The sequence below is a fragment of the Mycobacterium asiaticum genome (genome assembly GCF_001673315.1).
Lineage (GTDB): Bacteria > Actinomycetota > Actinomycetes > Mycobacteriales > Mycobacteriaceae > Mycobacterium > Mycobacterium asiaticum_B.
In genome coordinates this window covers 29788-54980 of record NZ_LZLQ01000078.1, presented here as the reverse complement: position 1 = coordinate 54980, position 25193 = coordinate 29788, and the positions used below count along the sequence as shown (strand labels likewise).

Here is a 25193-nt window from a genome sequence, read left to right as displayed (position 1 = left end):
TGATACTTCCATCGCCCCGCTCGATGCGCACGAGGCGACTGGTGTGAATGCGGTGCTGGGCGGGAAACGGACTGGTATGGCCCACAGCAAATCTGACGATGACCTCACCGAGGACAAGAAGCGGGCACCGGATCCGGACGATCCGAGCAAGCCGGAGTCTCCGCACGACCTGACCAAGGCGTCCTGGCTGTTCGTGCTGCGCAAGACCGGGCGCGAATTCCTCAGTGACCAATGCACCGACCTGGCGGCCGCGTTGACGTACTACGCAGTGCTGTCGTTGTTTCCGGCGCTGCTGGTGATGGTTTCGTTGCTCGGGGTCTTCGGCCAGGGCGGGCGTACCACCGCGGCGTTACTCGATGCTGCCGGCGACCTGGTGCCGGCTTCAGCCGTCGACATGCTCAGGCAGCCTGTGTCGCAGGTCGTCGAGAATCCGTCGGCAGGGTTCGCGCTCGTGTTCAGCATCCTCGCGGCGTTGTGGTCGGCCTCGGGCTATGTGGGCGCATTCGGTCGGGCGATGAACCGCATCTATGAGGTCGTCGAAGGGCGGCCGGTCTGGAAGCTGCGCCCGCTGCAGTTGGCGTTGACGCTGGCCGGGCTGGTGCTGGTGGCCGCGGTGGCCCTGATGCTGGTCGTGAGCGGGCCGGTCACCGACGCCGTCGGCGGCGCGATCGGGCTGGGCGAAGCCGCGCAGACCATGTGGACCATCGCCAAGTGGCCGGTGATCCTGGTTTTCGTTTCGCTGGCGGTGGCGATTCTCTACTACATCACTCCCAACGTGCAGCAGCCGAAGTTCCGCTGGCTGAGCATCGGCGCGGGTGTGGCGATCCTGGCGTGGGCGCTGGCGTCGGTCGGCTTCGGTTTCTACGTCAGTAATTTCAGCAGTTACAACAAGACGTACGGCGCGCTGGGTGGCGTCATCGTGTTCCTGCTGTGGCTGTATCTGACCAATGTGGCGCTTCTGTTCGGTGCCGAACTCGACGCCGAATTGGAGCGCGGACGCCAGTTGCAGGCCGGGATCGCCGCCGAGCGAGAACTTCAGTTGCCGCCCAAGGACACCCGCGTGGTGGAAAAGAAGGAAGCGGCCGATGCCAAGGACATCAAGCACGGCCGGTGGCTACGTCGCACCCGGGGCCGGCGGGACTAAGCCCGCTCCCGCACGGCATCGATGGCGCGGTAGATCCGTTGTTCGCTGACCGGGCGCGGGGTGCCAAGCTGCTGGGCCCACAAACTCACCCGCAGTTCTTCGATCTGGCGGCCGATGTCGAGGACGTCTTCGGCGGCTGTTCGACTCGACGGCAGTGTGTGCACGAGGTCGGCATAGGCGTCTTGGACGGCGTGTACCCGGTGCATGCGTTCCCGGTCGGCCTGAATTGCCTGCGGCAGCCTCTCGAGGCGACGTTGGATGGCAGTCAGGTAGCGGGTCAGGTCGTCGAGGTGCGCGCGTCCGGTGCCGGTGACGAACCCCCGCGGCAGCAACCGGTCGAGCTGCGCCCGGATGTCGGCGACCGCCTCCGCCTGTGCCGACGGCGGATGTGCGGGCAGCAGTAGTTGCACCTCGCGCGCGGCGACCAACACCTTTTCGCTGCGGCTTATCAGGTCCGTGGTCGTCGACACCAGGGCCTTGCCGACACGATCCCGCAGCGCGGTGAACTCGGCCAGGGTCCAGACCGGTTCGGCGGCCAGTGCGTCCGTGGCGGCGTCGGCGCAATCCTCCACCAGCGCGGTCAGCGAGCCGTCCGGGTTTGCCCCCAGTGTCAGACGGGTGCGCGGATCTAGTTGCCGCTCAACCACTTTGACCGGGGATGCCAGACTCAGCCGAAGCAACCTCCGTAGGCCCGGGCGCATCGCACTGCGCTGCTCGGCCGGGGTCGCGAACACTCGCAGGTCCACAGCGCTACCAGTGTCCACCAGGGCCGGGTAGCCGCGCACCGCGCGTCCGGCCACCATGCGTTCGATAACTCGCGGCAACTCCGCGAGATCGGCTGGCCAATCATGCAATCCGGTGCGTTCCAGCTCGCCGGCCACGGTGCTGGCGACGGCACTACGGGTTGCCCCCGCGAGCCGGTGCTGCAGCGTGCGCAGGTCCTTGCCGCGGGCCACCTCGGTGCCGTCCGCGGACTCCACGGCGAACGTCACGCGCAGATGGGGCGGCAACTTGTCCAGGTCGAAAGCGTCGACCGGCACCACAACCCCGGTGCGGCGGCGCAATTCGCGCTGCAGAGCCTCCAGCAGCGGTGCACCGCCAGGGTCGAGCCGGGCCAACACTGCCCGGGCAGTGTCGGGTGCCGGAACGAAGTTGCGCCGCAGGTCTTTCGGCAGTGAGCGAATCAGAGCGGTGATGAGTTCCTCGCGCAGCGCCGGTACCTGCCAAGCGAATTCGTCACCACCCAGCCGGGCCAGCACGTCGATGGGAATGTGCACCGTGACACCGTCGTCGTCAGCGCCGGGGTCGAACCGGTACGACAACGGCAGCGCGGCGTCGCCGGTGCGCCAGGCATCCGGGCGATCGCTGTCATTGCGGTCCTCGGTGCGCAGCAGATCGTCGCGGGTGAACGTCAGCAGATCGGGGGTCCGGTGCCGCTGCTTCTTCCACCAGCCGTCGAAGTGTCGCGCCGAAACGACCTCGGCCGGGACGCGAGCGTCGTACCACTCAAGGATCTCGTCGTCCCCGACGAGCAGATCGCGGCGACGGGCTCGCTCTTCGAGCTCCTCGAGTTCGGTGCGCAGTCGCGTGTTGTCCCGGAAGAAGTGGTGGCGGGTGTGCCAGTCGCCCTCTACCAGCGCGTGACGGATGAACAACTCTCGCGCGACCGTCGGTTCCACCCGCCCATATCCGACGCGGCGATTCGTCACCAGCACCAGGCCATACAGCGTCACCCGCTCGAAAGCCATCACCTCACCGCGTTTGGCGTCCCAGTGCGGCTCGCTGTAGGTGCGCTGCACCAGGTCACCGGCTACCCGCTCGACGATCTCGGGCTGAATCCGGGCGGCGATCCGTCCGTACAAGCGACTGGTTTCCACCAGGTCAGCGACGACCACCCAGCGCGGCGGACGTTTGGTCAGTGCCGAACCGGGTGCCAGGACGAAGCGTGCATTGCGCGCGCCCACGTACTCTCGGCCGTCCTCGCGGCGCATGCCCACATGGGATAGCAACCCGGCCAGCAAAGCCGCGTGGATCTGGGCCGGGTCAGCCGGCTGGTCGGATTCCACCATCCCCAAATCGCGACAGATACTCCGCAGTTGCCCGACCAGATCCTGCCATTCCCGGATGCGCAGGTAATGCAGGAAGTCGTTGCGGCACATCCTCCGAAAAGCGTTACCGGACAATTCTTTACGCTGTTCGCGCAGGTATTGCCAAAGGTTGAGGTAGGCGATGAAGTCGGAGTGCTCGTCGGCGAATCGAGCGTGCTTCTGACGGGCGGCGTCCTCCCGGTCCGCGGGCCGCTCGCGCGGGTCGGGAATGGTCAATGCCGCTGCCAGCACCAGCATCTCGCGCACACAACCCTCGGTATCGGCCTGCAGGAGCATTCGGCCCAACCGCGGGTCGACGGGCAGTCGCGCCAGCCGGCGGCCGAGGTCGGTGATCGAACCGTGCTGATCGAACGCGCCGAGTTCCTGCAACAGCCCGACGCCGTCGCGCACGCTGCGGCGATCGGGCGGATCGAGGAATGGGAAGTTCTCGATGTCACCCAGTTGCAGCGCGGCCATCTGCAGGATCACCGCGGCCAGGTTCGTCCGGAGTATCTCTGGATCGGTATAGGGCGGCCGGTCGGTGAAATCCTGTTCGGAGTACAGGCGGATGCACACGCCGGGCGCTACCCGGCCGCAGCGGCCGGCGCGTTGGGCGGCGGAGGCCTGCGAGATCGGTTCGATCGGCAGCCGCTGCACCTTCAAACGCCGGCTGTAACGCGAGATTCGGGCATTTCCGGGGTCGACCACGTAGCGGATGCCGGGCACGGTCAGCGATGTCTCGGCGACGTTGGTGGCCAGCACGACGCGTCGCCCGGTATGCGGCGCGAACACCTTCTGCTGCTCAGCGGTCGGCAACCGGGCGTAGAGCGGCAGCACTTCGGTAGGCATGGGCCCGCTTTGCAGGGTGGCCAATGCCTCTGCGGTGTCGCGGATTTCACGCTCGCCGGACAAGAACACCAGGACATCGCCCGGTGGCTCCGACCGCAGTTCCTCGACGGCGTCGACGATCGCCTCGACCTCGTCGCGCGTTTCGGTCCGGACGATCTCCTGGTCGGGGTCGTCGGGATCATCTTCTGGACCAGGCCGAACAATCACTTCCAGCGGCCGGTACCGGATTTCCACCGGATAGGTGCGTCCGGACACTTCCACGATGGGTGCCCCGCCGAAATGCGCCGCGAAACGCTGCGGTTCGATTGTTGCCGAGGTGACGATCACCTTCAGATCGGGGCGGCGTGGCAGCAGCTCGCGAAGATATCCGAGCAGGAAGTCGATGTTGAGGCTGCGCTCGTGTGCTTCGTCCAGAATGAGCGTGTCGTAGCGCAGTAACCGGCGGTCGCGCTGGATCTCGGCGAGCAGAATGCCGTCGGTCATCAGCTTGACCAGCGTCCGGTCGCTCACCTGGTCGGTGAAGCGCACGGTGTAACCGACTGCCTCACCCAGCGGGGAGTGCAGTTCGTCGGCGATACGCTGCGCGACGGTGCGCGCTGCCAGTCGCCGAGGCTGGGTGTGACCGATCGTGCCACGCACGCCGCGGCCGAGTTCGAGACAGATCTTGGGCAGCTGAGTGGTCTTGCCCGAACCGGTTTCGCCGGCCACGACGACCACCTGGTGGTGCAGTATGGCCTCCGCGATTTCCTGACGGCGCTCGCTGACCGGCAGGTCCGGGTAGCTGATGGCGGGTATGGCGGCTCGGCGGGCTGCGACCAAGGCCTGCGCTGCGGAAATCTGATCGGCGAGCTGCTGCAGCTTTCCCGGGTTTCCGCCGCGTACCTGCTGGAGGCGCCTGCGCAGCCGAGCGGCGTCGCGGACGGTCAGGTCGCCGAGGCGGCTGCGCAACTCCGCGAGGGTCAGTTCGGCCACTCGGGACAGTTTAGGTTGGACTGATGGCACCAAAATTTGCGACAGCCGACGTGGTGGGCAGACCAGAATTGCTGAATTTCGTGCGGCCGCGACATCGCATGGTGCTGACCACTTTTCGCGCCGACGGGTCGCTGCAGAGTTCGCCGGTCACCGGCGGTGTCGACGATCAGGGCCGGCTGGTCATCGCGAGCTACCCGCAGCGGGCCAAGAGCGTCAATATCCGGCGCACGCCCAGGGCGAGCATTGTGGTGCTGTCCGACGACTTCAACGGCGCCTACGTGCAGGTTGACGGCGACGCCGAGGTGATCGACGTCCCTGACGCAGTCGAACCGCTGGTCGACTATTACCGCGCGATCGCCGGTGAACACCCGGACTGGCAGGACTATCGCAAGGCGATGCTTGACCAGGGCAAATGCCTCATCCGCGTGACGCCGCGCCGATGGGGCCCGGTGGCAACGGGCGGATTCCCGCCACCCGCGACCTGAGCCGTCACCCCGCCGGCGGGATCAGCGGCGGCCGGCACGTGTTGGTCCCCGGATCCCACCAGTCGCCGTTTTCACAGGCGAGCGGCTGCGGTCCCACCCCCAGCGGCCGGCACACGTTCGCGGTGGGGTCCCACCATTCTCCGGCGGCGCAATCGAGTGGTTGCGGTCCGACGCCCAGCGGCCGGCACACTTTGCCGGTCGGATCCCACCACTCGCCGTCGGCACAGTCCGCTTTGCTCACTCCCGGCGACACCGCCGTAACGACGGCCATCGGCGCCAACGTCATGGCGGCGACGGCCATCAGACGGCATACGAGTGACCACATGGCACACCTCGATTCGTGCTCATTGGGTGTCTCATTGGGTGTTAATTGACAGCTATATCCTGCCCTTTCGGGGACGATCCCAAACTCGACAGTCGCAGAAACCCGACCGGCTCGGTAAAGCCCTTGAGCGCAACCGTTTCTCGGCGGGCAGGGATCCCGGCCAACAGCTGTTGCACAGCGGGGTCGGCGGCGACTGCTTCGGACAAGACGATGTCCTCCCCGGCGCTCTGGCCCTGAAGGCGCGCAGCCATATTCACCGTGGAGCCGAAGTAGTCCAACCGGTCGTTCAGCGTCACCACCACGGCGGGGCCGGCATGAACCCCCACTTTCAGCACCAGGTCCTCGCCGCCATGTCCGGACGACGCGATCCCGGCCTGCATCGCCAGCGCCGCGCGCACCGCTTGCGCGGGATCATTGAACGAGGCCATGACAGCGTCCCCGATCGTCTTGACCACTGCGCCATCGTGTGCGCGCACGATCGCCGCCAGCAATGTGAAGTGCTCGCGTACCAGGTTGTAGGCAGCGGCGTCGCCGACCCGTTCGTACAGCGCCGTCGAACCGCGGAGATCGGTGAACAACAACGCGACTTGAGCGACCCCGGCGTCGTCGCCCGGCCGCAGCGTCGCCTCAGCGAACAGGTCGCGAAATGCCTGCAGGGAAATGACTTCTGGGGCGGTCAGGGTGTCACGCGTCCAGGTGCGGTCTTCCACCAGCGCGGCCAGTTCGAAGCCGGCTTCGTTGACGAAGGTCACCGTTCCCGACTCTGCGGCCCCTGGCGCGAGTTCTACACCCGAGCCCGTGATGCACAGGCCCGGAAACGAGCCGGATTCGTACTCGACGTCGACGACCGCACCGGGATGCAGGGTGCGCAGCCGATACGAACCGGCGGTGAGGTTGGCGCTCACGGTGCGCCGCTCCCCCGGACCGAGAAGGACCTGTAACACCACATGTGGAGTCGAGAACGGGCCGGACAAACAGAAATTCCCGACGGGCAGGGGGCGCACTGTCGGTGCTGGCGCAAACGTCAGTTCGACATTGCGCGCGAAATCGCGTTCGTAATCGATGTTGCACGATGAACAGTGCGCGCCGCGGGGCAGGTCGGCGAGCGTGGCGACACTGGTTTGGGCGCCGCGGCAGTTGGGGCACAGGACATCCCACCTCATGTCGAACAGTCCCACCTTGACCCCGGTGAACCAGGCTTCGGCGGCGGCGCGCGGAGGCACGCCGAACTCCCTTGCGAGCCTCTTGGGTCGTAAGCGGGCAAGGTCAGCGGCCATGCCATGCAGGACGAGGTCCGAAAGCCGGCCACCCAACCCGTTTCCATAAGGGCTGCGGTCGATCTCACGCCTCATCGCCATCAACCGTTCGCGTGATCCGAACGGCAGTTTCGGCTCCGGCACGACGAAGGGCGTAATTCGCTCCGAGGCGTCGTCGCCGCGGGCAAAAGCTACCGCTTCCTGGATGCGCCTGGCGACGTTCTCGCCCGCCTGGCTCGCCAGGCGCGCGCCAAACATGCGGCCCGCCAAGCTCAATGGCTCCCATTCGAGCGTGTAGGTGACGCGTGAGCCACCCTTACCGTCGGATGCGAGGTCGAAGACCGGGCCAAAACGGCGGAATGGACCCCTACTGAACACTCGCGAATGGCGGAAATGCCGGCCCGAGATCCATTCGTAGGGCTTCTCCTCCCACTCCAGCGCGAAGCCGCCCGCTTTGCCACGGCCACGGCGCAGCACGGTGCCGTTGGGTTGTGGCGTCTCCTGCAAGGTGTACGGAGCTAGGCCGAGGGCCTCGTTGAGCCGGTTTGTGTCAGCCAGCAACGGCCAGAGTTCCTCGGGCGGAAGGTCGAATGTCCAGGTCCAGGTACGACGCATCGCCTGCGACTCTAGCGCTGAATAGCTGGGCAGCAACACACCAAACACCCAAAGGATACATAAAAGTATATAATACTTGACTGCATAAGATGCATTAATGTAGCTTTTATTGCGAAGCGACTCCCGGCCCCGCCGGCGATATCACCCCTGCCCCAGGTGAGAGACCTCATGAAACTGCAAAGTGCGCCTACGACCGAATGGTTTTCCGTGGTAGATAGCAGACTTTCACCGCAAACGCGTGAGCTGATCCGCCAGGGAGCCTGGATCGCTCTCAATCCGAGCCCGGACTGGTTGGCCGGCCTGGATTACGCCACGGTGGCCGCAAATCCCGCTATCGCGGCAGATCCGACCCTGGCCGGCGCGGTTAGCGCGTCGAACCGAGCGAGCCTGGTGCACTTCGCCACCAGCCACCTGCGTGACCCGGGCGCACCGGTCACGGCGTATCTGGGGCCAGAGCCGCTGCGCATGGCTCGGCTTCTGGTGCGCCGCGGCCTCGGGACCGCGGTACAAGACGTCTACCGCATCGGCCAGAACGTTGCCCTGCAACGGTGGATGGACATCGTCTTCGAACTCTCGTCGCACCCGCACGAATTGCACACGCTCTTGGCGGAGGCCGCAAAGTCGGCAAGCGATTTCGTCGATGCCACACTCGCCCACATCAACACACAGATGAAGTTGGAGCACAACGAACTTGCGCAGGGAGTTCTCGTGGAGCGTCGCAAGATCGTGGACTCCATCCTCGCCGGCGAGTCGATCAACCACCAGCGTGCCGAAGTAAGACTCGGCTACTCCCTCGCCGGATCCCATACCGCAGCGGTCATTTGGTGTGATGAGTCCGACGACGAGTATCACGTGCTGGACCGCACCACCGCCGCGCTGGGCCATGCCGTTGGTTGTGTGCAGCCTCTTACCGTGCTGACCGGCGAAGCGACCAGGTGGGTATGGTTCAAAGACGCCGTCGAGATCAACACTGACCAGGTCCGCCGAGCGCTGCAGGAAACGCCTAGGCTGCGCATCGCGATTGGCGCCAAAGCCCAAGGCCTGGAAGGTTTTCGGCGCAGTCATCAACAAGCCCGTACCGCCCAGCAGATGATGGTGCGGTTGCGTTCGCGCCAGCAGGTCGCGTACTTCGACGATATTCAAATGGTCGCAATGCTCACCCAAAACCCGGAGTACGCAGACGATTTCATCACCAGCACGCTCGGATCCTTTGCGTCCGCCGGCTCGGTATTGCGTGAGACCCTGCTGACCTATATCAACGAGCAGTGCAACGCCGCCCGGGCTGCACAACAGCTTTACGTTCACCGCAACACCCTGCTGAACCGCCTTGACACGGCGCAACGGCTTCTTCCCCGGCCGTTGGATCGCACCACCGTTCGCGTCGCCGTTGCACTGGAAACTTTGAAATGGTCTGGCAATCAAGAGCAGGGCCTCAGCAACGACACCCTGCCCTGATTCGGGCGGTTGGCCGCTTGTGGTGATGTCGCCCACGTGTGTCAGGATTCTGGACATGACCGCACGCAGCCTCGCACGTTTCGTTGGTGTCTTATTCGCTGGTGTCCTAGGTGTCTTAGGTGTCTTAGGTGTCTTAGTCGTGACGACGTGGACGCTGACGAGCGTGCCGATGGCAGCTCCGACCGCCTCAGCGGATCCGTGCACCGACGTCTCGATCGTTTTCGCCCGCGGAACCCACCAAGAGCCGGGTCTGGGCAACGTCGGTCAGGCCTTCGTCGACGACCTCACCTCGCAGCTCGCCGGCCGTTCCGTCGAGGTCTACGCGGTCAACTATCCGGCCAACGACGACTACCGCCACAGTGCGCCGAGCGGCGCCGACGACGCCAGCGCGCACATTCAGGGCACGGTGGCCAGTTGTCCCAGTACCAAGATCGTGTTGGGTGGCTATTCCCAGGGCGCGACCGTCATCAATCTGGCCAGCACGCAGATGGCGGCCCCGGTTGCCGACCACGTCGCCGCGGTGGCCTACTTCGGCGAACCGTCCAGCGGATTCTCCAGCGCATTGTGGGGCGGTCCACTGCCGACCATCAACCCGCTCTACAGCGGCAAGCTCATCAGTCAGTGCGCTCCCGACGACCCGATCTGCACCGGCGGCGGCAACATCATGGCGCACGTGGCCTACATCGAGAACGGGATGACCAACCAGGCCGCCACGTTCGCGGCCAACCGGATCAAGTAGTCGCCCCGCGCCAACGATCGCCAACGATCGCCAACGATCGCCGACGATTCAGGGAGCGAGCAGGCGTCGTTTCTGCTCGGTGAATTCGTCCTGGGTGAGGATGCCCGCGTCGCGCAGCGAGGCTAGTTCACGCAGTTCGGCGGCGATGCTGGTGATCGGGCCTCCGGCCGGGACCGGCGGCGTCGTCGTGGGCTCCTCGGTGCCAATTGAGTCAATGGCCTCGTGAGTCTCTGCTACGGCCTTGGTCGCCGCGACGCGCGCCCGGGCTCGCCCGCCGCCGGCGCTGCCGCCCCCGGTGCCCGCCATCGCGCGTCCGGCCATACCCGCCAGGGCCATCTGACTGAACAGTGCTCCCGCACCACTCGCGGACGCCTCCGCCGCGGCGGCCACGCTGGTGGTGGGCAGTGCCAGTGCGGCCAGCCGGGTCGCCGGCGCCGCCGTGGTCCACCCGGCTGGTACCGACAGCGCGCCCACCGACGTGGCCTCGCCGAGGCCCGCCGCAGCCGTCGAACCGACATTGGCGATTGCCGGGAAAGGTGTCGGGGGCACCGGCGCCGAGCCCGGCCAGCTTTCGGTTCCCGCCCAGCCGCTCACGATGTCGTCGGTGTGCAGACCGACGAAGTAGCCGTTGATGTCATAGGGCAGCGCCGCGCCGGCGAGCACCGCATCAGTCGACAGGCCCGCGGTTCCAATGCCTGGATCGAGGAAGACTCCACTCAGGTCGCCCAGGATGTTCAGTGCCTCGATGGGGCTAAGCGCGTCTGTGGCGGCGGCCGGCGCCGCGAGGCTGGTCAATGAGTTCGGCACCGCCGAGAAAGCTTGCGCGGCGTTGGACACGGTGCTTTGCGCATTGCCCGCGGCGGCGTTGGCGGCCTGGCTGACGACGCTGGCCTGCTCGGCCAAGCCCGTCGCGTCAGTGCTGGCCGCCGGTTCGGTGAACGGTGAGAGCGTGGTCGCCTGCGCCGACGCACCGGCATAGCCCTGCATGGCGGCCGTATCCCGCGCCCACATGTCGGCATATTCGGTTTCCGTCAGCGCTATCAACGGGGTGTTCTGTCCGAAGAAATTGGTGGCGACCAGCGTCATCAGCAGCAGGCGGTTGGCCGCGACCACCGGCGGCGGCACCGTCTCGGCGAACGCCGATTCGTAGGCTACCGCGGCAGCGGTGGCGTGACCGGCGGTCTCTTCTGCCTGCCGAGCCGTCGCCTGCAGCCATGCCACGTAGGGCGCGGCCGCGGCGACCATCAAAGTCGACGATGGACCGATCCACGGACCGGCCGTCAGCGTGGCGATCACCGACTGATACGCACTCGCCGCCGAGAACAACTCCGTCGCCAGGGCGTCCCAGGCCGCGGCGGCGGCCAGCATCGGACCGGAGCCAGGGCCCGCATAGATCAGCGCAGAGTTGATCTCGGGTGGCAAAGACGAAAAGTCCATCACAGTTCTCCGATCGGGAGGGGCGGCTGCCAGCTCGGCCGCACGCAGACGGTCGGTGCGCCGCCCCCACTGCCGGCGCGATGTTAGGCGAGAACAACCTCCCGCTTATGGCAGGTCGTTCCCACAGCCTTTACTAATAAAGCACACATTTGCTTTGCCGGCTTGCGTCCGGCCGTGCCGCAGATTATCTCTCGAACTCGAGATGATGCCGAATTTCCTCGGCGATGGCCTCGAGATTGCGGTTCACCAGCCCGCGCCCGATCCATTCGCTGAGCCGGGCGATGCCCAAGCCTCTGGTCGAGAAGGTCAGGCTCAGCGTGAGCCGGCTGTCGTCACCGTCCGGCTCGACGAGCGCTGCGAAAGAATGCCGGATGCCCTGGACGGACCGCCATTTCAGCAGGCTCCCTTTCGGTGGCGCGATCAGTACTCGGCCGCCGAGATGGATCGTGCCCCCGTCCAGGTAGATGTCCCACAGCTCGCCATCTTCACGCGCCTTGACGAATCGGCACCGGCTGAGGGTCGAGATCTCGGGAATCAGCCGGTGCGGGTCCGTGATGAAGTTGCTGCCCTCCTTAAAAGGGCAGCGGACATGGCGGGCAACCGTGACGGTCTGGGTCATCTCACCGCACCAGCGGGACGACGGTCTTGCTGGCCAGTTTCGACAGTCCCACCTGCATCACGCTGGTGACGTAGTCATAGGCGTGATCCCAATCCGGTTCGTCGCCGTACCGCTCCCGCAGATCCACTGGCTCGAGCGCTTGCATGCGAATCTTGGCCGGAAACGGAAAGTGTGGCAGCGGGACCGGTGACAGGCCCCACGGAATGCTCAGTGTCAATGGCATGCTCTTCACCCGGGCCAGTTTGTCCAACCGCAGCAACCGTGCGGTGCGCCGGCCGTCGTTGAGGACGAACAAGGTGTCGTGGCCGCCGGTGGCCACCACCGGAACGATCTTGACATTGCATTTGTGGGCCAACCGCAGGAAACCTTTGCGGCCCGAAAAGACGATCTTGTTGCGGTCGCGCCAGGGTCGCAACGCTTCGACGTCGCCGCCGGGATATACCAGTGCCGAGCCGCCGCTGGTGAAGACGCGCTCGGCGAAAGAGTTGGCGGCCGGAACCACGCCGAGCTTGCGGGTCAATCCACTGATGCCTGGTGCGGCAGTGACTGTGTCGTGGGCGAGCGCGTACAGCGGGCGCCCCTCGACGGTGAAGTAGGTGTTGTATGCGAGCAGGAAGACGAATGTGTCGGGCGTGGCGCCGCCACCGCTGTGGTTCCCGACGAACAGCACTGGTTCGTCTGGGACGTTCTCGAATCCGTGCACCTCGGCCCGGAACCACACCGTGGCCGCCAACCACAGCGGGGGCAGGACGGCGCGAATGAACTCGGGATCGCGGTGGCGAAGTTCCTTCGGAAGGCGTTGCCGGTTCACCTGATTGACACTAACCCGCAGAACGAACTTTTAATCACGATCGTCTCGGTGTCGCCCGAATGGTTGGGAGCGGCCCGCAGCACCGATCGTGGTGGCTGTTACCGGAGGCAACTCGAGCGGCGGCTATTGTTGCGACGGTGCTTCACAGGGCTGCGTTTGCATCGATTAGATGACCGAACTATCATCTGGACACATGTCCAGTTTGCTGTCGCGGCCTTCGTGGAGCCGTTGACTGCAATGCACTAGGCGCGTTCCGCGGTGGCTCGCTGGCAGCGAAGGGTTGGGTATGCGTATTGCTCTGCTGTCTTACCGGAGTAAAGACCACTGCGGCGGGCAAGGTGTTTACGTGCGGCATCTCAGCCGCGGCCTGGTGGACCTCGGTCATGACGTCGAGGTGTTCTCCGGCCAGCCTTATCCCGAACTCCTCGATCCGCGGGTGCGGTTGACCAAGGTCCCCAGTCTGGATCTCTACCGCGAACCGGACCCGTTCCGGGTGCCCCGACCCAGCGAGATCCGCGATTCGATTGATCTGCTGGAACTTGCGACGATGTGGACCGCGGGCTTTCCCGAGCCGCGCACTTTCACGCTGCGTGTGGCGCGGTTACTGGCGGAACGGGCGGATGAATTCGACGTCGTCCACGACAACCAGAGCCTCGGCACCGGCCTGCTCACCCTCGCCGAGACGGGAATGCCGGTGGTCGCGACCGTCCACCACCCCATCACGCGTGACCGGCTGCTTGATCTCGCAGCGGCGCGCTGGTGGCGAAAGCCGTTGGTGCACCGCTGGTACGGGTTCTCCACCATGCAGAAGCAAGTGGCTCGCCGGATCCCGGACCTGCTGACGGTCTCGTCGTCGTCGGCCGCCGACATCGTCAGCGACTTCGGCGTCGCCCCCGGCCAACTGCACGTGGTCCCGCTGGGGGTGAACACCGAGCTGTTCAAGCCGGGATCGGCTGCGCGCCAACCGGGCCGGGTGATGGCTATCGCCAGTGCGGACACACCACTCAAGGGTGTCAGCACGTTGCTGCACGCTGTTGCCAAGCTGCGTACCAGCCGGGATCTCGAGTTGCGGCTCGTTGCCAAGGTGGAAACCAACGGGCCTACGCACAAGCTGATCGCCGAGTTGGGCATCTCCGACATCGTTCACATCGCCAGTGGGCTGACCGACGCAGAACTTGCCGCATTGTTCGCCTCTGCGGAGGTTGCGTGCATCCCTTCTCTGTACGAAGGGTTTTCGTTGCCGGCGGTGGAAGCCATGGCCAGCGGCACCCCGATTGTTGCCAGCCGGGTGGGCGCGCTACCGGAAGTCCTGGGCACCGACGGTTCCTGCGCGGAGTTGGTAGCCCCTGCCGACGTCGACGCGTTGACCGAGGCGCTCGGCAAGCTGCTCGATTCGCCCGAAAAGCGTCGGAGCCTCGGTGCCGCCGGGCGGGCCCGAGCGGTCAACGTGTTCAGCTGGGAAGCTGTGGCCGCGCAAACCTTGCGGGTCTACCAGCTGGCCATCGACCGCGGTGCCGGTAGGAAGGTGACGCGCGATGTTGACAGTTGATTTCGATCGCCTCGGCATCGGCCCGGGCACCACCGTGATCGACGTGGGATGTGGCGCCGGCCGGCATGCCTTCGAGGCGTATCGGCGGGGTGCTGATGTGGTCGCCTTCGACCAGAATGCCGCTGAATTGCGGGCTGTCGACACCCTGTTGCAGGCCATGGCCGAGACCGGTGAGGCGCCGGCGAGCGCATCAGCGAAGGTCGTTCGCGGCGATGCGCTCAACCTGCCCTACTCCGACGAAACGTTCGACTGTGTTATCGCCTCGGAAATCTTGGAGCACATCCCCGAAGACGATGGCGCCATCGCCGAACTCATCCGCGTGCTGAGACCTGGGGGCACCCTGGCCGTCAGCGTGCCCCGCTGGCTGCCCGAGCGGGTCTGCTGGTTGTTGTCCGAGGAGTACCACAGCAATGTGGGCGGGCACGTCCGCATTTACCGGGCTTCCGAATTGCGCGACAAAATCGCCGGCCGTGGAATGGAATTGACTCGCACCCATCACGCCCATGCCCTGCACTCGCCGTTCTGGTGGCTCAAATGCGCAGTGGGGCCATCGAAGAACGACCATCCCGCGGTAACGGCCTATCACAAGCTGTTGGTCTGGGACCTGATGCAGCGACCCAGGGTCACCCAACTCGCTGAGCGCGTACTGAACCCGTTGGTAGGCAAGAGCATCGCGATGTATTTCACCAAGCCGCAGGCAGCGAAAGACGAAGTGCCGCAGAGGTATTCAGTTGCTTCGGGATAGTGCGCCGGCCGTTGCGGGAGTCCTGACCCCCGAGCAGTGCCGACAGACCGCGTTGTCGATTGCCGCCGCGCAGGAGCCATCGGGTGCCCTTCCCTGGTTCGCCGGAGGTCACACCGACCCCTGGGATCACGTGGAAAGCGCGATGGCCCTGACCGCGGCCGGACTGCAAGAGCCGGCGCGGGCCGCGTACGAATGGTCTCGTCGTACGCAGCGGCCCGACGGCTCCTGGCCCATTCAGCTGCGTGCGGGTGTCATCGAAGATGCCAACAGCGACAGCAACTTCTGCGCCTACATCGCCACAGGTGTGTGGCACCACGTACTGGTCACCGGTGACGAGGCCTTCGCGGCCACGATGTGGCCGGTGGTGCAGCGGGCAATCGACTTCGTCATCGATTTGCAGACCGGATACGGTGAGATCGGCTGGGCGCGAAGCGAAACCGGTCCGCTGACCGAAGCGCTCCTGACGGGGTGCGCCAGCATATTCCACAGCATCCGCTGCGCGCTGGCGCTCGCCGCGCTGATCGGTGAACCGCAGCCGGAGTGGGAGTTGGCACTGGGTCGGCTGGGCCACGCGATCGTCGCGCACCCCGAAGCTTTCAGCGAGAAGGACCGCTACTCAATGGACTGGTACTACCCCATTTTGGGTAGTGCACTGCGGGGTCCGGTGGCCGAGGCCCGGATTGCCCAGCGCTGGGACAGTTTCGTGGTCGACGGACTCGGTATCCGCTGTGTGGTTGACCGGCCGTGGGTCACCGGCGCCGAGACATGCGAATTGGTCATGGCCCTCGATGCCATGGGCCAGCGGTCAGCGGCGCACCGGCAATTCAGCGCGATGCAACACCTGCGCGAAAAGGACGGTTCCTACTGGACGGGTTTGGTGTTCGCCGACGGCAAGCGGTGGCCCGAGGAGCGCACCACGTGGACGGGCGCGGCCGTGATTTTGGCGGCTGATGCGCTGTCCGACACGACGCCGGGCAGCGGCATCTTCCGCGGTGCCGGGCTCCCGGTCGGTCTGCAGACCGACTTCGACTGCGAATGCGTGTCTACCCGACCGGGGCGGTGACCTAGACCGGTTGGACCGGCTCTCCGGCCTCGCCCGCTACCCGTTCCAGGACCCGCAGCGAACCCGTCGCCGCGATCTCCCGGAACTGGCCTGAATCCAGTGCACGGCAATAGATTTGAAACGGCGCGCGACCGCCGTCAGCGGGATTGGGGAACACGTCGTGAATGACCAGTCCCCCACCCCGGCTCACCCACTTCGCCCAGCCGTCGAAGTCGCGGGCAGCGGCCGCCTCGGTGTGGCCGCCGTCGATGAACAGGAACTGCAACGGTGAGCGCCAACCCCGGGCGACGACCGGCGACCTGCCGACGATCGCGACCACGTGGTCGTCGATTCCGGCGGCGTCCAACGCCCGGCGAAAAGTCGGCAACGTATCGAACAAACCGGTGACCTCGTCCACCAATGAAGCGTCGTGGTACTCCCAGCCCGCCTGGTGCTCCTCGGACCCATGGTGGTGGTCGACCGTGTACAGCACGCTCGCGGTCTCCTGTGCCGCCGCGCCCAGCACCAAGGTGGACTTCCCGCAATAGGTGCCGATTTCGACCCCGACGCCGCCGTTCAGGAAGCGTTGGGCGGCCTCGTAGAGCGCCTGGCCCTCGTCACCGGGCATGAAGCCCTGAACCTGTTCGGCAAGCGCGAACAGGCGCTCAGTCGAGGTGTGGTTATCGCCCATCAGCCGAACTTATCGGTCCCGCCGACAGCGCCGACACTGCGGTCGCCGTCCTTGCTGGATCCCGCCGCGGTCCGCCCTTCCTGGACAGCCGTCCGGCGCCGCGCTCAGCCGTGCGGTGCCTCGGAGATCTTGCTGTCCGGCTTACCCACCGTCTGGCAGTACGTCTGGGCCGACAGCCGAGTCGCGCTGATCTCCATCGAACTCGGTTCAGCACCGTTCTTGTCTTTGAGCATCTTGCTGATTTCTTCGCTCTGCTTCTTCTCGTCCTGAGAGGTGAAGTCTTTGCACTTGGTGTCACCACCGGTATTAACGACTTCTGAAGCCGAACACCCGCTGAACATCAGCGCGGCGACGGCAATCATGGCAGGTGCAAAGCGCTTCATCATGGCCCTTTCCCAAGTCGGATTCGTAGCTATCTATACACCGCCGCGCGGTTTCTGAAACGCGGCCCTTCCCGATCGAAGGTGCCCAGCGTTACTTCTGCAGCGTGAACTGGTTGACGTCGATATAGCCGACCCGGAACGCCTCGGCGCAGCCGGCCAGGTATCTCGTGTACCGCTCGTAGACTGCCTGGCTTTGAATGGCAATCGCTTCGTCTCGGTGCATCGCCAAGGCCTGCGCCCAGATATCGAGGGTCTTGGCGTAATGCGGTTGCAGTGATTGCCGGCGCGTCAACGCGAAACCGGCATTCGCCGAGTGCTCCGCCACCATGTCCACCGATGGCAGGCGTCCGCCGGGGAAGATCTCGGTGACGATGAACTTGACGAAGCGGATGTGTTCCATCGAGATGGGCAGTCCGGATTCGGTGAGCTGCTTCATGGTGAGCCCGGTGATGGTGTGCAGCAGCATCACCCCGTCCGCCGGCAGCAGTTTGTCGGCCAGGCCGAAGAAGTCGTCGTAGCGGTCGTGGCCGAAATGTTCGAATGCGCCGATGGACACGATGCGATCGACAGGCTCGTCGAATTCCTCCCAGCCCTGCAACAGCACCCGCCGGTTCCGCGGGGTGGCCAGGCGGTCGAAGGTCCGCTGCACGTGAGCGGCCTGGTTCTTGGACAGGGTGAGACCCACGACGTTAACGTCGTACTTCTCGATCGCGCGACACATGGTTGCACCCCAACCGCAGCCGATGTCCAACAGCGTCATTCCCGGTTCCAGACCCAGCTTGCTCAGCGACAGATCGATCTTGGCCAGCTGAGCCTCTTCCAGTGACATATCGTCGCGCTCGAAGTAGGCGCAGCTGTATGTCTGGCTGGGGTCGAGGAACAGGCGGAAAAAGTCGTCTGACAAGTCGTAATGTGCCTGCACGTCGGCAAAATGCGGCGTCAATCGCTGTGACATGTGCGCGGGTACGCCTTCCTGGCCCGAGGCTGCTCGACATCGCCGCGTGCCCGGACGCCGGCTCGCAGCAGGATTCCCACCGCAAGCCAGACCAAACGCCCTCCGTTCGAGACAAAGTCTTGACTGACTCCAAACTGGGGCGAAATATAGGTCCTTGTGTCCTCAGCCCAGGATGACGCCACGCAGTTGCGTATGGCGGATTTGCGGGTGACGCGACCCCGGGTCGCAGTGATGGAGGCTGTGCGTGCTCATCCGCACGCCGACACCGAGACCATCTTCTCGAAGGTGCGGCAAGCTCTGCCGGACGTGTCCCGCCAAGCTGTGTACGACGTACTGAATGTGCTGACGTCGGTTGGTCTGGTCCGGCGCATACAGCCCTCGGGCTTGGTAGCCCGGTACGAATCCCGGGTCGGCGACAACCACCACCACGTCGTCTGCCGCTCGTGCGGGGTGATCGCCGACATCGATTGCGCGGTGGGCGATACCCCATGCCTGACACCGTCAGACGACAACAACGTCTTGGATGGTTTCGTTCTCGATGAGGCCGAAGTCATCTATTGGGGCCTGTGCCCCGACTGTTCTGATCCTGATCACAGCCGTGATCGCAGCCCGATTCACTAACACCCGGAAGGAATGCAGTGTCATCCGATACGTCCGATAGCCGCCCACCCCACCCCGACAATTCGGCCAGCACCAGCGAGAGCGAAAACCCGGCGATTCCCTCGCCCAAGCCGGCGTCGGACACGCCCCGCACCATCCAGGACTGGTGGCCCAACCAGGTCGACGTCGCCAAGTTGCACCCGCACTACCCCCAAGCCAACCCGCTGGGCGAAAACTTCGACTACGCCGCCGAATTCGCCAAGCTGGACACCGACGCACTCAAGGCCGACCTGGTGTCGTTGATGACCACATCGCAGGACTGGTGGCCGGCCGACTACGGCCACTACGGCGGTCTGTTCATCAGGATGAGCTGGCACGCGGCCGGTACCTACCGCATCTTTGACGGTCGCGGCGGCGCCGGCCAGGGCCTGCAGCGCTTCGCGCCGCTCAACAGCTGGCCGGACAACGCCAGCCTGGACAAAGCACGCAGGCTGCTGTGGCCGGTGAAGAAGAAGTACGGAAACAAGATCTCCTGGGCCGACCTGCTGGTCTTGGCTGGGAACGTGGCGCTGGAGTCGATGGGATTCAAGACATTTGGGTTCGCATTCGGCCGCCAGGACGTCTGGGAGCCGGAAGAAATTCTCTTCGGCGAAGAGGACACCTGGCTGGGCACCGACAGGCGCTACTCGGGCGAGCGCAAGCTCGCGCAACCCTACGGTGCGACCACCATGGGCCTGATCTATGTGAATCCGGAAGGCCCAGAGGGCAAGCCGGACCCGATTGCCGCGGCGCACGACATCCGCGAGACGTTCGGCCGGATGGCCATGAACGACGAGGAGACCGCCGCGTTGATCGTGGGCGGACACAGCTTCGGAAAGACGCACGGCGCCGGCGACGCGGAACTGGTGGGACCCGAGCCTGAGGGTGCCCCGATCGAGCAGCAGGGCCTGGGCTGGAAGAGCGCCTACGGCAGCGGTGCGGGCAAAGACGCCATCACCAGCGGCTTGGAGGTGGTGTGGACCCCGACGCCGACGAAGTGGGACAACAGCTTCCTGGAGACGCTGTACGGCTACGAGTGGGAGCTGACCAAGAGCCCGGCGGGGGCTTGGCAGTTCACCGCCAAGGACGGTGCCGGCGCCGGCACGATCCCCGATCCGTTCGGCGGCCCGGGACGGAATCCGACCATGCTGGTCACCGACGTCTCGCTGCGCGAAGACCCGATCTACCGCGAGATCACGAGCCGTTGGTTGAAGAACCCCGAAGAGCTGGCCGAAGCCTTCGCCAAGGCGTGGTACAAGCTGCTGCACCGTGACATGGGCCCCATCTCCCGCTACCTAGGCCCGTGGCTTCCGGCCGAACCACAGTTGTGGCAGGACCCGGTGCCCGCCGTCGACCACGAACTGGTCGACGAGCAGGACATCGCGGCGCTCAAAGCCAAGGTGCTCGACTCCGGTCTGTCGGTGCCGCAGCTGGTCAAAACCGCGTGGGCGTCGGCGGCCAGCTACCGCAACACCGACAAGCGGGGCGGTGCGAACGGGGCACGCGTCCGGCTTGAGCCGCAACGCAGTTGGGAGGTCAACGAGCCCTCCGAGCTGGACAAGGTGCTGCCGGTGCTGGAGCAGATTCAGCAGGACTTCAACGGCGCGGCGTCCGGCGGAAAGAAGATCTCGTTGGCCGACGTGATCGTGCTGGCCGGGTCCGCGGCAGTCGAGAAGGCGGCCAAAGACGCAGGCTATGAGATCTCGGTGCACTTCGCGCCGGGCCGCACCGACGCCACCCAGGAAACCACCGACGTGGAATCGTTTGCGGTGCTCGAGCCGCAGGCTGACGGCTTCCGCAGCTACATGCGTCCCGGCGAGAAGGCTCCGCTCGAGCAACTGCTGCTGGAGCGGGCTTACTTACTGGGTGTGACCGCGCCGGAATTGACGGTGCTGATCGGCGGTCTGCGTGTGCTGGGTGCCAACCATGGCGGATCCAAGCACGGCGTGTTCACCGAACAGCCAGGCGCGTTGACCACCGACTTCTTCGTCAACCTGCTCGACATGGGTACCGAATGGAAGGCGTCGGAGACAGCGGAGAACGTCTACGAGGGCGTGGATCGTGCCACGGGTGCGCCGAAGTGGACCGCGACCGCCAATGACCTTGTGTTCGGCTCGAATTCGGTGTTGCGCGGGCTCGTCGAGGTGTACGCGCAGGACGACAACAAGGGCAAGTTCGTCGAGGACTTCGTCGCGGCGTGGGTCAAGGTGATGAACAACGACCGGTTCGATCTCAAGTAGTCGGCTCAGCTGACGAACACCCCGCGAGCCGCGTGCTCGCGGGGTGTTGTCGTTCGACCGGGGTGTTGTCGTTCGACCGGCCTGTTCGTCGTTCGACCGTGCCTACCGTTGCAGGTCCCACTGCCCGAAGTCAGCGGCCAGGACGTCGTCGACGTCGATGTGTATCCCGCCCAGGACCGGGCCGTCGAGCACCCCCTGATACAGCACCGCCGCCGGTTCGCGCTGCCCGTTCGACCATGCTCTCGTCTGCCATGCCCACCGATGGCCCGGGGTGGTGGAGTTGCCGATGACGCCGTCGCCGATCGCCCATCCGCATGCCCTGGCATGTCCGTAGATACCGGTGCGGCCGACACCGAGCACCGAGTTGATACCCCGGAACCATTGCACCGCAACGTCATTCCAGACGTTGCGGTCGATGTCGTCGTCGACGCTGAAGAAGATCGGCGCCGATGGCGTGCCGCCGGCGGCGTTGTGCAGGTTCAGCGCCGTCTTCGCGTCTGCCACTCCCCCGTCGTACCCGCGGGTGTAGTCGGACGGGTCGGGCCAACCCGGCTTGCCGTACTGAAAGTTGCTGACGATGTGCAAACCCGCTGCGCGCAGCGAGTCCGCGTACTGGCGGGTGATGGGTTTCGCCTCGAAGTTGGACCCGGGCCGCGCTTCGGACACATAGTTCACCACTCCGTCGTAGCCCGCCGCTTTGATCTCCTCGGGCGCGATCCGGCGCTCGGCGAAATCGATCAGCCGGGTGGCCGCTGCCGATGCGGGCGGCGGGCTGACCGCTGCGGCCAGTGGTAGTGCGCCGAGCAATACCGGCGCCAGTGCGTAGCGGAAAACCTCGCGGCGGGAAACAGAACCGGGGGCGTGATGCGCTGCCGAGTCATGCATCGCGCGATGGTAACGCGTCATCCCTGCTTGAGCCGAGCCCTGGCCTGTTCTGTTGCCTCGGCGGCAGCCTGGCTGCGTTCCTGCGCTGCCTGATACCGACCCTCTTCGGCGCTCAGCTCACGCTCTGCCGCGCGCAGATTCTGTAGCGCTTCATCGCGACGCTGTCGGGCGGCGTCCCGCCGGTCCTGCTGCTCGGACAGCACCCGATCGGCCTTGGCCTCGGCGCGCTCGGCGGCGGCGAGCGCGGCGGTCAGCTTTTCCCGCTGCCGACGTGCCGCCCCGGCATCTTTATCCCGTTTATCCGGCTTATCCGGCTTCGCTTTCGGCGGGGACTTCGGCTCACTGCTTCGTGTCGCTGTCGACACCGCGGCCGCATCGCCGAAATCGCCGAACCCCGACCACTGTTCAGCCTTGGCCAGCCGGCCCAGCCGCGCTCTGACCTCGGGGTCGGCGATAGCGGCTTGCAGAGTGCCGGCCACGTCGTCACGCACCCCGGCCGACGGGTTTTTCAGCTCGGCCGCGTCGAAGGCGACCCGGGTGAGTCCGTTGATCAGACGGTGTTGCCGGGTGGACAACTCCCGGATCTGAACGCCGTCCATGGCCGAGTGCGCATCCCGCAGACTGTCGCCGAGTTCGGCCATGCGCGAAACGGCATCCGGGTGCCCTATCGCCAGCCGATTGACCACCCACGCGGCCGTGGTTGGTCGGCGAGCGGCCGAGATTTGTTTCGCGGCCGCCGCGTCTGCGCGTCCCTTGGCCGCTTTCGCCAGTCTCGTGCGCTCGGCGGTGAACTCCTGCGGCGGCGCCCAGTACAGCGAGTCGAGTTCGTCGTCGGCCATACGTCATGATCGCCCCCGATCGGGTGAGTAATGCAACTGTTTCGAAGCGCGGGTGGAGGGCTACCTAACGCCGTGATGAAAACCAATTCGTTCCTTCAGGGCCGCCGCCGCCAACTTCTGTTGTGTCTGCTCGTCCTGATCGGCGTGATCGGCGCGGTTCAACTCGCGTCCCACCTGCGGTGCGCGCAGGGCCGTTGTACCGACGCGTCACACACCGCCGCTGGTCCCGCCCAGGTCAGCATCACACCCGGTGCCGATGCGCACGACGTACAACCCGTTACGCAGGTAGAGGTCAAAGCGGACACCGGAACTCTGGCCGAGGTGCGCATGGTCAACGACGCCGGCAAACCTGTCGACGGTGTGATGACCCCGGACAACACCGTCTGGAAGCCCACCACTGCGTTGGGCTATGCCCGCACCTACACCCTCACCGTCATCAGCCGCGGACCCAATGGTGTTGAGAACACCCAAGTTTCGTCGTTCTCCACGGTGCGTCCGTCGAACCAGACCAAGGTAGCCTTCACCACGACGTCGGAGGCTGCGCTGCGCGAGGGCGGCACCTACGGCGTCGGTACCGTCATAGTCGCGCACTTCGACGAGCCGATCGCCGACCGTGCGGCCGCCGAGCGGCGCCTGACGGTGACTACCGATCCCGCCGTGCAGGGCTCCTGGTACTGGATGGACGACCAGCATGCCCACTGGCGGCCGGAGCGGTACTACGCACCGGGCACCACCGTCACCGCCGAGGCCAAAATCTACGGAATTCCGGTGGGCGAAGGCCTTTTTGGGCAAGAAGACAGCCGCGTATCGTTCCGGATCGGCGACGCCCACGTGTCCATCGCCGACGATGCCACCAAGTTGATCAGCGTCTTTGACAACGGGAAGCTGGTCCGCACCATGCCCACGTCCATGGGTATGGGCGGAACCGAGACGGTCGGCGGGCGGACCCTGTCGTTCTGGACACCACCGGGTGTCTACACGGTGCTGGACAAGGCCAACCCGGTGGTGATGGACTCCTCGACATTCGGTCTACCCAAGAACTCCCGGCTGGGATATCGGGAAACGATCAATTACGCCACGCGGATCAGTATCGACGGCATCTATCTGCACCAGCTGGACTCGACGGTATGGGCGCAAGGGCACACCGACACCTCACACGGCTGCCTGAACCTCAACGGCGAGAACGCGAAGTGGTTCTACGACTTTTCGGTACCCGGCGATGTTGTGGAGGTCCGCAACAGCGGTGGACAACCCCTGCAGCCCGAGCAGAACGGCGACTGGACGTTGAGTTGGGAGCAGTGGCGCAAAGGCAGTGCGCTGCAGGTTCCGTGACGTCGCTGAAGTGATGAAAATTTGTTGCCAACCCCGCGTGAGCGGCGCTCGGTAATGGCTACCATCTTGCTGTGCATCCTCTCGCCGCCCGCAAACTTGTTGTTCGTGGCATCGCCGCCTTCGTGCCGGCGGCCGTGCTCTTCCTGTCCGGTGTGACGCTCCCACCGGGCACGCCCGGTGCGCCGGGGCGGGTGGCGGCCGCGAGTTGCTCGGACGTCGACGTCGTCTTCGCCCGCGGTCGTTTCGAGTCTGCGGGGCCGGGAACGCTGGGCAACGCCTTCATCAGTTCGCTGCGGTCCAAGATCGGGGGGCGGAGCATGAGCACTTATGCCGTGAAGTACCCCGCCGACACCGAGGTTGATATCGGCGCCAACGACATGAGCCGGCACGTTCAATACATGGTGAACAGCTGCCCGAACACTCGTCTCGTGTTGGGCGGGTACTCGCTGGGTGCAGCGGTCACCGACGTGGTGCTCGCCGTGCCGATGTCTGCGTTCGGCTTCGACAGCCCGCTACCTGACGGCAGCGACCAGCACATCGCCGCGGTTGCGTTGTTCGGCAACGGAATGCAGTGGGTGGGACCGATCACCAACTTCAGCCCGGTCTACAACGACCGGACCATCGAGCTCTGTCACGGTGCCGATCCGGTGTGCAACCCGGCTGACCCCAACACCTGGAAAGAGAATTGGCCGCAGCACCTGGCCAGTGCCTACGTCGATGCGGGCATGGCCAACCAAGCTGCCGACTTCGTCGCCGGCAAGCTCTGACTATCTGAGCCGCGACCGCAGCGCCGCCCAACCGCCGAGGGCGGCGGGGAGCGGGGCCCGCACCAAGAGCATGCGGTGGATGCGACGGGAAATCACCAGGGCGGCCAGCTGCACAGCGAGCCTGCCGATAGCCACTCGGCTTGTCCTGATCTTCCAGACCTTCCGGCCGTTCTGGGTCACGGGTTGCGGGTCGGTGCGCCGGCCCCACTGATACCCGATGCACAGCGCCATTCCCAGCGCGCAGCCCACGATCAGCACCGTCATGAGATCAGCGTCCTTTGCCGCCGTCGCAATGAGGTCACATACCTGACACGCCTCGGTCAACCGGGTGA

The 25193-nt window shown here is 65.4% G+C and carries 23 protein-coding genes; 11 read left to right on the top strand and 12 right to left on the bottom strand.

The annotated features are described in order from the left end of the window. Window positions 1-76 precede the first annotated feature (76 nt). On the top strand, window positions 77-1144 hold the full coding sequence (locus A5636_RS11660) for a YihY/virulence factor BrkB family protein (protein ID WP_065158789.1): 1068 nt from the start codon (window positions 77-79) through the stop codon (window positions 1142-1144). Here A5636_RS11660 and hrpA read toward each other — a convergent pair. Continuing rightward, window positions 1141-5052, bottom strand: coding sequence for an ATP-dependent RNA helicase HrpA (hrpA, locus tag A5636_RS11655; protein WP_065158788.1), 3912 nt, complete (start codon window positions 5050-5052; stop codon window positions 1141-1143). The genes A5636_RS11660 and hrpA overlap by 4 nt on opposite strands. A 23-nt stretch (window positions 5053-5075) precedes the next feature. On the opposite strand from hrpA, the gene A5636_RS11650 reads away from it, so the two are divergent. Further along, window positions 5076-5537 (top strand): PPOX class F420-dependent oxidoreductase, encoded by a 462-nt coding sequence (locus tag A5636_RS11650; protein ID WP_065158787.1) that lies wholly within the window; start codon window positions 5076-5078, stop codon window positions 5535-5537. A gap of 4 nt (window positions 5538-5541) precedes the next feature. Here A5636_RS11650 and A5636_RS11645 read toward each other — a convergent pair whose 3' ends face one another. Both A5636_RS11645 and A5636_RS11640 read right to left on the bottom strand, forming a co-directional pair. Further along, complete coding sequence (locus tag A5636_RS11645; protein ID WP_065158786.1) at window positions 5542-5862, bottom strand: hypothetical protein; 321 nt, start codon at window positions 5860-5862, stop codon at window positions 5542-5544. A 41-nt stretch (window positions 5863-5903) separates the two neighbouring features. Further along, on the bottom strand, window positions 5904-7733 hold the full coding sequence (locus A5636_RS11640) for an adenylate/guanylate cyclase domain-containing protein (protein WP_155763768.1): 1830 nt from the start codon (window positions 7731-7733) through the stop codon (window positions 5904-5906). 168 nt (window positions 7734-7901) lie between these two features. Between A5636_RS11640 and A5636_RS11635 the strand changes: the two genes are divergently transcribed. Next, on the top strand, window positions 7902-9188 hold the full coding sequence (locus tag A5636_RS11635) for an Rv1453 family transcriptional regulator (RefSeq protein WP_065158784.1): 1287 nt from the start codon (window positions 7902-7904) through the stop codon (window positions 9186-9188). A gap of 55 nt (window positions 9189-9243) precedes the next feature. Continuing rightward, window positions 9244-9927 (top strand): cutinase family protein, encoded by a 684-nt coding sequence (locus tag A5636_RS11630; protein ID WP_081287733.1) that lies wholly within the window; start codon window positions 9244-9246, stop codon window positions 9925-9927. 48 nt (window positions 9928-9975) lie between these two features. On the opposite strand, the gene A5636_RS11625 is transcribed toward A5636_RS11630, so the two are convergent. The 3 genes from A5636_RS11625 to A5636_RS11615 all read right to left on the bottom strand — a co-directional run bounded on the left by A5636_RS11625 (window position 9976) and on the right by A5636_RS11615 (window position 12794). After that, entirely contained in the window at window positions 9976-11364 is a 1389-nt protein-coding gene (locus A5636_RS11625) for a PPE family protein, SVP subgroup (protein WP_065158782.1), read from the bottom strand. 184 nt (window positions 11365-11548) lie between these two features. Beyond that, window positions 11549-11983, bottom strand: coding sequence for a hypothetical protein (locus A5636_RS11620; RefSeq protein WP_065158781.1), 435 nt, complete (start codon window positions 11981-11983; stop codon window positions 11549-11551). A 1-nt stretch (window position 11984) separates the two neighbouring features. After that, window positions 11985-12794, bottom strand: a complete 810-nt coding sequence (locus A5636_RS11615) for a lysophospholipid acyltransferase family protein (protein WP_172827212.1) — start codon at window positions 12792-12794, stop codon at window positions 11985-11987. Window positions 12795-13080: 286 nt separating this feature from the next. Here A5636_RS11615 and A5636_RS11610 point away from each other — a divergent pair, with 286 nt between their 5' ends. The 3 genes from A5636_RS11610 to A5636_RS11600 are packed head-to-tail and all read left to right on the top strand — an operon-like array spanning window position 13081 to window position 16151. Further along, window positions 13081-14343 (top strand): glycosyltransferase family 4 protein, encoded by a 1263-nt coding sequence (locus A5636_RS11610; protein WP_065158779.1) that lies wholly within the window; start codon window positions 13081-13083, stop codon window positions 14341-14343. Beyond that, window positions 14330-15088 carry a class I SAM-dependent methyltransferase gene (locus A5636_RS11605; RefSeq protein ID WP_065158778.1) on the top strand — a complete coding sequence of 253 codons (759 nt, stop codon included), beginning with the start codon at window positions 14330-14332 and terminating at the stop codon, window positions 15086-15088. The genes A5636_RS11610 and A5636_RS11605 overlap by 14 nt, the downstream gene beginning before the upstream one ends. Beyond that, window positions 15075-16151 carry a prenyltransferase gene (locus tag A5636_RS11600; protein WP_065158777.1) on the top strand — a complete coding sequence of 359 codons (1077 nt, stop codon included), beginning with the start codon at window positions 15075-15077 and terminating at the stop codon, window positions 16149-16151. Before A5636_RS11605 ends, A5636_RS11600 begins: the two co-directional genes overlap by 14 nt. Window position 16152: 1 nt before the next feature. Here A5636_RS11600 and A5636_RS11595 read toward each other — a convergent pair whose 3' ends face one another. The 3 genes from A5636_RS11595 to A5636_RS11585 form a co-directional block, all read right to left on the bottom strand. Then, a complete protein-coding gene (locus tag A5636_RS11595) occupies window positions 16153-16821 on the bottom strand; it encodes a class I SAM-dependent methyltransferase (RefSeq protein WP_065158776.1) in 669 nt (222 codons plus the stop codon). A 104-nt stretch (window positions 16822-16925) separates the two neighbouring features. After that, on the bottom strand, window positions 16926-17207 hold the full coding sequence (locus A5636_RS11590) for a hypothetical protein (protein ID WP_065158775.1): 282 nt from the start codon (window positions 17205-17207) through the stop codon (window positions 16926-16928). 88 nt (window positions 17208-17295) lie between these two features. Next, window positions 17296-18159, bottom strand: coding sequence for a cyclopropane mycolic acid synthase family methyltransferase (locus A5636_RS11585; protein WP_065158774.1), 864 nt, complete (start codon window positions 18157-18159; stop codon window positions 17296-17298). A gap of 156 nt (window positions 18160-18315) precedes the next feature. On the opposite strand from A5636_RS11585, the gene A5636_RS11580 reads away from it, so the two are divergent. Beyond that, window positions 18316-18780: a Fur family transcriptional regulator gene (locus tag A5636_RS11580; RefSeq protein ID WP_155763767.1), complete on the top strand. Its 465-nt coding sequence runs from the start codon at window positions 18316-18318 to the stop codon at window positions 18778-18780. 17 nt (window positions 18781-18797) lie between these two features. After that, window positions 18798-21038 (top strand): catalase/peroxidase HPI, encoded by a 2241-nt coding sequence (gene katG / locus A5636_RS11575; RefSeq protein WP_065158773.1) that lies wholly within the window; start codon window positions 18798-18800, stop codon window positions 21036-21038. Window positions 21039-21140: 102 nt separating this feature from the next. On the opposite strand, the gene A5636_RS11570 is transcribed toward katG, so the two are convergent. Together A5636_RS11570 and A5636_RS11565 are read right to left on the bottom strand one after the other, a co-directional pair. Further along, the gene (locus A5636_RS11570) at window positions 21141-21923 is read right to left on the bottom strand and encodes a DUF1906 domain-containing protein (RefSeq protein ID WP_065158823.1); all 783 of its coding nucleotides are present in this window, start codon (window positions 21921-21923) and stop codon (window positions 21141-21143) included. A gap of 17 nt (window positions 21924-21940) precedes the next feature. After that, a complete protein-coding gene (locus A5636_RS11565) occupies window positions 21941-22762 on the bottom strand; it encodes a hypothetical protein (protein WP_065158772.1) in 822 nt (273 codons plus the stop codon). 75 nt (window positions 22763-22837) lie between these two features. Here A5636_RS11565 and A5636_RS11560 point away from each other — a divergent pair, with 75 nt between their 5' ends. Continuing rightward, on the top strand, window positions 22838-24094 hold the full coding sequence (locus A5636_RS11560; protein WP_065158771.1) for a L,D-transpeptidase: 1257 nt from the start codon (window positions 22838-22840) through the stop codon (window positions 24092-24094). Window positions 24095-24165: 71 nt separating this feature from the next. Further along, window positions 24166-24861 carry a cutinase family protein gene (locus A5636_RS11555; protein WP_065158770.1) on the top strand — a complete coding sequence of 232 codons (696 nt, stop codon included), beginning with the start codon at window positions 24166-24168 and terminating at the stop codon, window positions 24859-24861. On the opposite strand, the gene A5636_RS11550 is transcribed toward A5636_RS11555, so the two are convergent. Continuing rightward, window positions 24862-25125 carry a hypothetical protein gene (locus A5636_RS11550; protein WP_065158822.1) on the bottom strand — a complete coding sequence of 88 codons (264 nt, stop codon included), beginning with the start codon at window positions 25123-25125 and terminating at the stop codon, window positions 24862-24864. Window positions 25126-25193: the final 68 nt, after the last annotated feature.

Bases quoted from the DNA above. Each gene is read 5' to 3' on its own strand.
- A5636_RS11635 (WP_065158784.1), top strand. From the start codon at position 7,902: ATGAAACTGCAAAGTGCGCCTACGACCGAATGGTTTTCCGTGGTAGAT.
- A5636_RS11560 (WP_065158771.1), top strand. From the start codon at position 22,838: ATGAAAACCAATTCGTTCCTTCAGGGCCGCCGCCGCCAACTTCTGTTG.
- A5636_RS11585 (WP_065158774.1), bottom strand. From the start codon at position 18,159: ATGTCACAGCGATTGACGCCGCATTTTGCCGACGTGCAGGCACATTAC.
- A5636_RS11620 (WP_065158781.1), bottom strand. From the start codon at position 11,983: ATGACCCAGACCGTCACGGTTGCCCGCCATGTCCGCTGCCCTTTTAAG.
- A5636_RS11610 (WP_065158779.1), top strand. From the start codon at position 13,081: ATGCGTATTGCTCTGCTGTCTTACCGGAGTAAAGACCACTGCGGCGGG.
- A5636_RS11650 (WP_065158787.1), top strand. From the start codon at position 5,076: ATGGCACCAAAATTTGCGACAGCCGACGTGGTGGGCAGACCAGAATTG.
- A5636_RS11590 (WP_065158775.1), bottom strand. From the start codon at position 17,207: ATGATGAAGCGCTTTGCACCTGCCATGATTGCCGTCGCCGCGCTGATG.
- A5636_RS11660 (WP_065158789.1), top strand. From the start codon at position 77: ATGGCCCACAGCAAATCTGACGATGACCTCACCGAGGACAAGAAGCGG.
- A5636_RS11565 (WP_065158772.1), bottom strand. From the start codon at position 22,762: ATGGCCGACGACGAACTCGACTCGCTGTACTGGGCGCCGCCGCAGGAG.
- A5636_RS11645 (WP_065158786.1), bottom strand. From the start codon at position 5,862: ATGTGGTCACTCGTATGCCGTCTGATGGCCGTCGCCGCCATGACGTTG.
- A5636_RS11630 (WP_081287733.1), top strand. From the start codon at position 9,244: ATGACCGCACGCAGCCTCGCACGTTTCGTTGGTGTCTTATTCGCTGGT.
- A5636_RS11595 (WP_065158776.1), bottom strand. From the start codon at position 16,821: ATGGGCGATAACCACACCTCGACTGAGCGCCTGTTCGCGCTTGCCGAA.
- A5636_RS11625 (WP_065158782.1), bottom strand. From the start codon at position 11,364: ATGGACTTTTCGTCTTTGCCACCCGAGATCAACTCTGCGCTGATCTAT.
- A5636_RS11605 (WP_065158778.1), top strand. From the start codon at position 14,330: ATGTTGACAGTTGATTTCGATCGCCTCGGCATCGGCCCGGGCACCACC.
- A5636_RS11640 (WP_155763768.1), bottom strand. From the start codon at position 7,733: ATGCGTCGTACCTGGACCTGGACATTCGACCTTCCGCCCGAGGAACTC.
- A5636_RS11570 (WP_065158823.1), bottom strand. From the start codon at position 21,923: ATGCATGACTCGGCAGCGCATCACGCCCCCGGTTCTGTTTCCCGCCGC.
- A5636_RS11550 (WP_065158822.1), bottom strand. From the start codon at position 25,125: ATGACGGTGCTGATCGTGGGCTGCGCGCTGGGAATGGCGCTGTGCATC.